Source organism: Nocardia sp. NPDC059764, assembly GCF_042732555.1.
Classification (GTDB): domain Bacteria; phylum Actinomycetota; class Actinomycetes; order Mycobacteriales; family Mycobacteriaceae; genus Nocardia.
Genome location: NZ_JBHWHH010000315.1, coordinates 1 through 3,536 on the forward strand (window position 1 = coordinate 1; position 3,536 = coordinate 3,536).

Sequence of the window (3,536 nt, forward strand, 5' to 3'; positions counted from 1 at the left end):
GACGCCCGGAGGTCAGCGGGCGTTCAGCAGGATATTGGTGAACACCCGGACCCCCGCCGCGAGCGCGCGCTCGTCGAGGTCGAAGGTCGGCTGGTGCAGGTCGAGCTGCTCCCCCGAACCGGACCAGACGCCGAGCCGGGCCATCGCGCCGGGCACCTCCTCCAGGTACCAGGAGAAGTCCTCGCCGCCGCCGGACTGCTGGGTGTCGGCCAGCGCGTCCGGGCCCAGAGCGCGGATCGCGTCCTCGAACATGCGCACGGCCTGCTCGTCGTTCACCACCGGCGGCACGCCGCGCTTGTAGTTGAGCTGGTAGCGCACGCCGGTCGGCGCGAGCAGCCCCTCCACGATCTCGCGGACCATCGGCTCGAGCAGGGACCAGGTGGCGTGATCGCCGGTGCGGACGGTGCCGGTCAGCATGCCGGTCTGCGGAATCGCGTTGGGCGCCTTGCCCGCCGACACCGCGCCCCACACCATGACCGTGCTGGTGCGCGGGTCGATGCGGCGCGAGAGCAGGCCGGGCAGTCCGGTGATGACGGTGCCCATGGCGTAGACCAGGTCGCTGGTCAGGTGCGGGCGGGAGGTGTGGCCGCCGGGGGAATCGAGCACCAGCTCGACGGTGTCGGCGGCCGAGGTGATGGCGCCGATCCGGATGCCGACCTGTCCGACCTCCAGGCGCGGGTCGCAGTGCAGCGCGAACATGCGCGAGACGTCTTCCATGGCGCCGGCGGCGACCATGTCGACGGCGCCGCCGGGCATGACCTCCTCGGCGTGCTGGAACACCAGCCGCACGCCGACCGGGAGGTCCTCGATCTCGGCCAGCGCGAGCGCGGTGCCGAGCAGGATGGTGGTGTGCGCGTCGTGCCCGCAGGCGTGCGAGACGCCGGGCACGGTGGAGGCGAACGGCAGGCCCGTGTACTCCTGCAGCGGCAGCGCGTCCATGTCGGCGCGCAGGCCGATGCGCGGGCCGTCCGGGCCGATGTCACAGATCAGGCCGGTGCCGCTCGGTAGTTTGCGGGGTTCGAGACCGGCCTTGACCAGCCAGGACTCCACGAATTCGGTGGTGCCGAACTCGGTTCGGGACAGTTCCGGGTTGGCGTGGATGTGGCGACGCCACGCCTTCAGGTCGTCCATGTGCTCGGCGAGCCAGGACTCGACCGCCTCGTACCCGGAAACCGGTTCCCCCGCGACGCCCGACGCCGGCTGCGTAGTCACGCACGACGCCGCGAGTGGCCCGTTGACCCGCGCGGTGTACATCGGGGCGCTCGCGGGGCCCTGCGTGGTTACGCGAGCTGCCGCCTCCGGGCCTGACGCTCCCGCCCGGGACCGGCCGGTTGTGCTCACCGAATGTCCTCCTGTCGCTGAAACTGCCGTTGACCGACTCTCTCCGACAACCTGTCCCTGTGCATTTTGTCGCCTGCGATATGTATCGCCGTGCGGGCCAACGCCGTTGCCCCGTCCAGCACCGCACGGTCGGCCGAGGCGTTGACCGCGGCCGCAGCGAAGGCGGGCTGATGGGTCACCGCGCCCCCGGCATCGATGCCGATGACCGGGTGAATACCGGCGATGACGTTGGTGACGTTGCCCATATCGGTGCTGCCCAGCGGCCGTGCCGCCTCGAATTCCGGGGCGATGGGCTCGCGACCGAGCGCGGTTATCTGCTCGCGATAGGCACACAGTAGTGCGCTATCGGGAGTGAGCTCGGTATATGTCGGCGCGAGCTTCCGGATTTCGTGGGTGCATCCGGTTGCCAGGGCACCTGCCTCGAAACAAGCCGATGCTCGTTGCATCAGATCGTCGAGGGTCGCGGAGTCGACCGCACGTAGGTAATACAGCAGTTCCGCGTGACCGGGCACGATATTAGGGGCGACGCCGCCCGACCCGACTATACCGTGCAGCTGCTGCCCGGGGAGGAGATGCTGACGCAGCAAACCCAAAGCAACTTGCGCGACGGTGACGGCGTCGAGCGCGTTCCGCCCGTATTGGGGCGCCGCGCTGGCATGCGATTCACGGCCGCTGTAGACCACCGAGAGGTCGGCGAGGGCCAGCGAATGCGCGCCGGCGATGTCCTCCGGGCCCGGGTGCACCATCATGGCCATGGCCAGGTCGTCGAATACGCCGCGGTCCAGCATGAGCACCTTGCCGCCGCCCGACTCCTCGGCCGGGGTGCCCAACACCTTCACGGTGATGTCGCAGGCGTCGGCGACGGCGGCCAGCCCGAGCGCCGCGCCCACCGCGGACGCGGCGATGATGTTGTGCCCGCAAGCATGACCAATTTCGGGCAAAGCGTCATATTCGGCGCAAATACCCACGACGAGTTCGCCACTGCCGAATTCCGCGGTGAATGCGGTCGGCAGCTCCGCCACACCCGATTCGATACGGAATCCGCGTTCGCGCAACGGCTCGATCGTCTTGGCGACACTCCGGAATTCCTCGAACGCCAATTCGGGCTCGGAGTGGATGTCGTGCGAGAGCGCGATCAGCTGATCGCGGTAGCCGGCGATCGCGGCATCGGCCGCGGCCAGCAATGCCGGATCGGCCGGTGCCACGGTCGGATGATGCGACGACGGCACGGACGTCTCGGGACGTCCGATCGGTGCGCAGGATCTCCGGTCATCGCCGTTGCGCGATGGTGACATCCCAACAGTCTCGCACTGCCGCGCAACTCTGTCGCAGCAGGTAAGCCGGAAAATCTCCGGCGCAGGCGGTCGGTTACGGGTTGAACGCCAGGTTCTCGGGGGTGGTCTCCACGGCCAGCCCGGCCAGCGCCTGCTGATGCAGGGCCTTCTTGATGACCGGCAGGTTCGGCTTGCGGTTGCCCTTGAGCAGGTCCGCGCGCGCGATCGCGGTGGCCAGCAACGACTCAGCATCCGCCTTGGCGTCCACGATTCCGGCCGCGAGGGCGTCGTCCGCGCCGTAGCGGCGGCCCGTGGTCATGGCCTCCACCGCGACCTGGTTGATCAGGCGGTTGGTGAGCAGCGCGTTCATGGCGACCGTGAACGGCATGCCCAGGTTCACCTCGGGCAGGCACCAGAAGCCGCGGTCGGCGCGCATGACCCGGAAGTCGCAGGAGGTGGCGAGCATGGCGCCCGCGCCGAAGGCGTGCCCGTTCACCGCGGCCACGGTCGGCATGCCGAAGGTCAGCAGGCGGGAGTACAGCGAGTGCACGCGGTCCAGGTACCAGCAGTTCTTGTCGAAATTCCCGAACAGCCAGTCGGTGTCGAGGCCGTTGGAGAAGAACTTGCCGTTGGCGGTGACCACCAGCGCGGCCGGACCCTCGGACGCCTCGACCTCGTCGAGCAGCGCGTGGACCTCGGTGATCCAGTCCGGGTGGAAACGGTTCTCGCTGTCGATGGTCTGACCCTCGGTACCGAGGAACAGCACGAACACATCCCCGTCACGCTTCAAATACGCCATGCGCAGAGGGTAACGCCCGCAAAAGGGATTACTACTCGCGGGTAGCAAGCCTCGCAGGTTCGCGGCCCGCCCCGGTCTGGACCGACGGAGCGACGGAGCGAAGCGGAGGAGCGGAGGAGGGA

3 protein-coding genes are annotated in these 3,536 nt (G+C 68.8%); all 3 read right to left on the reverse strand.

What is annotated here, in order from left to right; genetic code table 11:
- Positions 1–12 precede the first annotated feature (12 nt).
- On the reverse strand, positions 13–1,131 hold the full coding sequence (locus tag ACFV4K_RS35105; RefSeq protein WP_379280606.1) for a M20 family metallopeptidase: 1,119 nt from the start codon (positions 1,129–1,131) through the stop codon (positions 13–15).
- Positions 1,132–1,337: 206 nt separating this feature from the next.
- Positions 1,338–2,525, reverse strand: coding sequence for a M20 family metallopeptidase (locus ACFV4K_RS35110; protein ID WP_379280607.1), 1,188 nt, complete (start codon positions 2,523–2,525; stop codon positions 1,338–1,340).
- A 184-nt stretch (positions 2,526–2,709) separates the two neighbouring features.
- Positions 2,710–3,414, reverse strand: a complete 705-nt coding sequence (locus ACFV4K_RS35115) for an enoyl-CoA hydratase/isomerase family protein (RefSeq protein ID WP_379280605.1) — start codon at positions 3,412–3,414, stop codon at positions 2,710–2,712.
- Positions 3,415–3,536: the final 122 nt, after the last annotated feature.

What these genes read in the sequence shown, in the direction of transcription:
- ACFV4K_RS35115 (WP_379280605.1), bottom strand. Translation starts at nt 3,414, where the DNA reads ATGGCGTATTTGAAGCGTGACGGGGATGTGTTCGTGCTGTTCCTCGGT.
- ACFV4K_RS35105 (WP_379280606.1), bottom strand. Translation starts at nt 1,131, where the DNA reads ATGGACGACCTGAAGGCGTGGCGTCGCCACATCCACGCCAACCCGGAA.